This is a genomic window from Saccharopolyspora sp. (genome assembly GCF_017434145.1).
GTDB classification, from domain to species: Bacteria; Actinomycetota; Actinomycetes; order Mycobacteriales; family Pseudonocardiaceae; genus Saccharopolyspora_C; species Saccharopolyspora_C galaxeae.
On sequence record NZ_JAFRFW010000677.1, the window covers coordinates 1 to 1,888 of the forward strand.

The 1,888-nt window shown below is 69.2% G+C and carries 4 protein-coding genes; all 4 read left to right on the top strand.

The features are described 5' to 3' along the window. The first annotated feature begins 273 nt into the window (after positions 1–273). Positions 274–426: a hypothetical protein gene (locus tag IJH84_RS18540; RefSeq protein ID WP_295146741.1), complete on the top strand. Its 153-nt coding sequence runs from the start codon at positions 274–276 to the stop codon at positions 424–426. Then, entirely contained in the window at positions 399–914 is a 516-nt protein-coding gene (locus tag IJH84_RS18545) for a hypothetical protein (protein ID WP_295146743.1), read from the top strand. Before IJH84_RS18540 ends, IJH84_RS18545 begins: the two co-directional genes overlap by 28 nt. A 94-nt stretch (positions 915–1,008) precedes the next feature. After that, on the top strand, positions 1,009–1,557 hold the full coding sequence (locus tag IJH84_RS18550; RefSeq protein WP_295146745.1) for a hypothetical protein: 549 nt from the start codon (positions 1,009–1,011) through the stop codon (positions 1,555–1,557). After that, on the top strand, positions 1,557–1,888 hold a 332-nt coding region (locus IJH84_RS18555; RefSeq protein WP_367269049.1), incomplete at its 3' end, for a putative T7SS-secreted protein. The genes IJH84_RS18550 and IJH84_RS18555, both read left to right, overlap by 1 nt.

Genomic DNA, 1,888 nt, shown 5'->3' on the forward strand with positions numbered 1-1,888 from the left:
ATCCGAACGGACCCACGCTGAACGTGCACATCCCTGAATTCCTCAACGCTGTGAAGAACGGCCGCTACGACCCGAAGTAGCCAGCCCGAACAGTTCTCCTGGACCACGCAGCGCGGGTGGCACCCAGCCACCCGCGCCGAGTGCGGCACGTCGAGTGCGCGGCGCCACCTGCTCGGCCGCCCACGTGATGCGTACTTCTACGCTCCCCGCTCCGCGTCGGTGTTCGATACCGTCCGTCCTGATCCACATGCAAAAATCAGGGGAGGATCTCGCGTGAACGTCCGCATCGATCCGACGACGCTGGCGGCCTTGGCCGGAGACCTCGAAGGCCCTAACGACAACCTCGCGAACACCGAGCCCAGAAACCGCTACCGGCAGCGCCGCGCTGCGCGCCGACCGTGGCTCTCGCTGCGCCGGGGCCGATGATGGCCGCCGAGTCCCGGGTGCTGAGTTTCTCGGGAACGTTGGAACAGCAGCCCTCGCCCGCCACTCCTGCCACGGCCGACGAACCGGCATCCGACCTGATCACCGCACTGACCCGATTCTTCCAAGGAATCGGCCGGATGGACGCGGTGCTGGATGTTTTCCGCGCCGCAGAGCTGGTGGTGGAGTACACCGACGACTCCGGCGGGCCCGCGGTCACGGCGATCACCCGCGACGGGCTGTCGTGGATTCCGGTTTGCAGCACGCTCGAGAGCTTCGCCGGGTGGTTGCAGTACTGCGGCCGTGGTGCCGAGACCGCACGTTACGGGCTGATCTCCGGCACCGAGTTGCTGGACACTTGCCTGCCGGAGTTTCCGGCCGGAACGGGGCTGCTCCTCGATCCCGGCACGGAGCGTGCACTGGCCTTGCCGCCGGTGACCGGGATCGTGGCACCGGCGCTGGCCGTCGACCGGCCGGAAACCGACGAATGATCTCCAATCGGCGCCGCACCGGGTGCGGCATCGGCTACGGTCCCCACCGATCGCCGCGCACCCATCCGCTCCCATCCGCCGACGGGGAGGCTCCGTGAACGCACCCGGCAACGGTTTCGGCGTGGACCTGGAAGCCCTGGGCCAGGCGGAAAAAGGTGTCCGCGACGCGGTAGCCGAGCTCAACGAGATGGCAGGCGGCGGGATCGCGGGCGAAGCCGACGGCGGCGCCGATGGGCGCGGCCTGATGGATTTCCTCATATCGGAGGACCTGAGCGCGGAATCCGTCGGCCACGGCGAACTCGCCGCCGCCCTCGTGTCCTTTGTAGACCGTTGGGAGTGGGGCGTGAAGTTCCTCGTCGAGGACGGTCATGACGCGGCCGACGCCTTGCGGGATACCCGCTCCACCTATGAGAAAGCGGAGGACGCCGCGGCCACCGCGATCAAGCGGGTGGCGCACATCGCCGCGGGCAACCCGCTCGAAGACGCCACCGCCTGGGACGACAAGAACGCCGAGCAGCTGTGGGGCGAACTCGCGCCCGACTATTCGGCCGAGTCCGCTGTGCAGGCCGGCGAGAACGTGGTGCGGCAGACCGAAGGCGTGACCGGTCTGGAGATCGACGGCCGCACCGGTGGCGGCGCCTGATGGTGACCAACAGCAGCGGCCTCGGCCAGGACCTCGCCGAGGCCGGCCAGGCCATCAGCGATGGTGCGCACGCGGTCGGCGAAGCACTCGGCTTGGTCGAAGGCGATGTGATCCCCGGCGACCCGGGGCAGATGGCGTCCGTTGCGGAACATCTGACCACCCTGGGCGCGGCGTTCGAGCGCGCAGGCCAGGGCTTCAAGACGATCGATGCCGGCGGCTGGCGTGGCGAGACCGCCGAAGGGTTCGAGGACTTCCTGGCCGGCGCCCCGCCCCGGTGGTTCCGCGCGGCCGATTCGTTCGGCGACGCCGGCGCGGCCGTGCAGCGGTATTC